This window comes from Stenotrophomonas sp. HMWF003, from assembly GCF_003061285.1.
Taxonomy (GTDB): domain Bacteria; phylum Pseudomonadota; class Gammaproteobacteria; order Xanthomonadales; family Xanthomonadaceae; genus Stenotrophomonas; species Stenotrophomonas maltophilia_AP.
Window position 1 is genome coordinate 1 of sequence record NZ_QAIW01000321.1, and the last position, 2,339, is coordinate 2,339.

Genomic DNA, 2,339 nt, shown 5'->3' on the forward strand with positions numbered 1-2,339 from the left:
CCTCCGCGCGGGTCGATCAGCGCTTGCTCAACCGGTGCACGGCGTCGACCAGCACGCCTACGTGGTCGGGGTTCATGTCGGGGGACATGCCGTGTCCGAGGTTGAACACGTGGCCTTCGCGGGAGCCGCCGTTGCCGTCGGCGTAGCTGTCGAGCACGCGGCTGGCGGCGCGTTCGATGGCTTCGGGGTTGCCGTACAGGGTGGCGGGGTCCAGGTTGCCCTGCAGGGCGACCTTGCCGCCGGTGCGGGCGAGCGCGTCGGACAGGTCCAGGGTCCAGTCCACGCCGAGGGCGTCGGCGCCGGTGTCGGCCAGTGCGCCCAGGTGCAGGCCGGTGCCCTTGCCGAACAGGATCAGCGGGGTGCGTTGGTCGCCCTGGCCGCGTTCGAGTTCCTGGGCGATGCGGGTCAGGTAGCGCAGCGAGAATTCGCGGTACATGCCGGGGCTGAGCACGCCGCCCCAGGTGTCGAAGACCTGCAGTACCTGGGCGCCGGCGGCGCGCTGGGCGGCGAGGTAGGCGATGACCGCGTCGGTGACCACCGACAGCAGCTGGTGCAGGGCGGCCGGTTCGTTCAGGGCCATCGCCTTGATGCGGGCGAAGTCCTTGCTGCCGCCGCCTTCGACCATGTAGCAGGCCAGGGTCCAAGGGCTGCCGGAGAAGCCGATCAGCGGCACGCGACCGTCGAGTTCACGGCGGATCACGCGGACTGCGTCCATGACGTAGCGCAGTTCGGTTTCCATGTCCGGCACGGCCAGTCTGGCGATCGCGGCGGTGTCGCGCACCGGGTGGCGGAACTTGGGGCCTTCGCCGTCGACGAAGTACAGCTCCAGGCCCATCGCGTCGGGAATGGTGAGGATGTCCGAGAACAGGATCGCCGCGTCCAGGTCGAAGCGACGCAGCGGCTGCAGGGTCACTTCGCAGGCGATGTCGGGATTCTTGGCCATGGCCAGGAAGCTGCCGGCCTTGGCGCGGGTGGCGCGGTACTCGGGCAGGTAGCGGCCGGCCTGGCGCATCAGCCAGACGGGGGTGCAGTCCACCGGTTCGCGGCGCAGGGCGCGCAGCAGGCGATCATGGCGGGAGGGGCTGGTCACGTAACGCTTCCTTGGACTCTGGTGGCGCGGGGCCGGGGTGAAAGAGCGGGGCTGTGCCGACGCTCAGCGCGGCGCGACGCCGCTGGTGTAGGTGATCTGGTAGCCACGTTGCAGGTGGATATCGCGCGTCTTTTCGAAGGCGCGCTGGGCAGGCTCGGCCTGCGCGAACACCTCGCAACGCAACCGCGCGCGACCGCCCACCACGCCCGATTCGTGCAGCAGTTCCCAGCTGCCGAACAGGTCCGGCTGCAGGGTCAGCTGCAGGTAGCGGGCCGGTTCAGTGCCGCCGGGGTGGTGCTGCAGGAAGACGCGCATGGCCGCGATTGTAGCCGTGAACGCCGGGGCAGACCGTAGCGGGCCACCCCACCTGCGGCCAACGGTCGCAGGTCAGGCCGCGGCCAGTACGCGCAGCACGTCGGCTTCGTCGACGTCGGCCACCACTTCGGCGCGGCCGATGCCCCGCCACAGCACCAGCCGCAGACGCCCGGCGATGTTCTTCTTGTCCAGGCGCATGCGCGCCAGCAGTGCCTCGGGGGCCAGCCCGGCGGGAATTTCCACCGGCAGTTCGTAACGCAGCAGCAGGTCGCGCAGCTGCGCGGTGTCGGCCTCGCTGCTCATACCCAGCTGTGCGGACAGGCGCGCGGCCAGCACCATGCCCACCGCCACCGCTTCACCGTGGTTGAGGTTGTCGTTGCCGGGCGCGCCATAGCCCTGTTCGGTTTCAATGGCATGGCCGAAGGTGTGGCCCAGGTTGAGCAGGGCGCGTTCGCCTTTTTCATGCGGGTCGCGGGCGACGATCTCGGCCTTGTGCTCGCAGCTGCGTGCGATCGCCTGGGCCAGCGCGGTATCGTCGCCAGCCAGCAACGCGGCGTGTTCGGCCTGCAGCCACTGGAAGAACAGCGGGTCGCGGATGGCGCCGTACTTGATCACCTCGGCCAGCCCGGCGCGCAGTTCGCGCGGCGGCAGGGTCCGCAGTGCGGCCGTGTCGGCGATCACCGCACGCGGCGGGTGGAACGCACCGACCAGGTTCTTGCCTTCGGGAATGTCCACCGCCGTCTTGCCGCCTACCGAAGAGTCGACCATCGCCAGCAACGAGGTGGGCAGCTGCACGCAGTCGACGCCGCGCATCCAGCAGGCCGCGGCGAACCCGGCCAGGTCGCCGGCCACGCCGCCGCCCAGGGCGAGCACGCAGGCATCGCGGGTCGCGCCCAGCGCGGCCAGCGCGGTGATGGCTGCACCGAAGTTGGCC

General features: G+C 70.5%; 3 protein-coding genes. All 3 read right to left on the bottom strand.

All coding sequences use genetic code 11. From position 1 onward, the window contains the following. Positions 1-16: 16 nt before the first annotated feature. Positions 17-1,090, bottom strand: a complete 1,074-nt coding sequence (hemE, locus tag DBR34_RS13020; protein ID WP_128097104.1) for a uroporphyrinogen decarboxylase — start codon at positions 1,088-1,090, stop codon at positions 17-19. Positions 1,091-1,153: 63 nt separating this feature from the next. Continuing rightward, on the bottom strand, positions 1,154-1,405 hold the full coding sequence (locus tag DBR34_RS13025) for a WGR domain-containing protein (protein ID WP_128097105.1): 252 nt from the start codon (positions 1,403-1,405) through the stop codon (positions 1,154-1,156). A 72-nt stretch (positions 1,406-1,477) separates the two neighbouring features. After that, the coding region (aroB, locus tag DBR34_RS13030; RefSeq protein WP_128097106.1) for a 3-dehydroquinate synthase at positions 1,478-2,339 on the bottom strand (862 nt) is incomplete at its 5' end.

Bases quoted from the DNA above. Each gene is read 5' to 3' on its own strand.
- DBR34_RS13025 (WP_128097105.1), bottom strand. From the start codon at position 1,405: ATGCGCGTCTTCCTGCAGCACCACCCCGGCGGCACTGAACCGGCCCGC.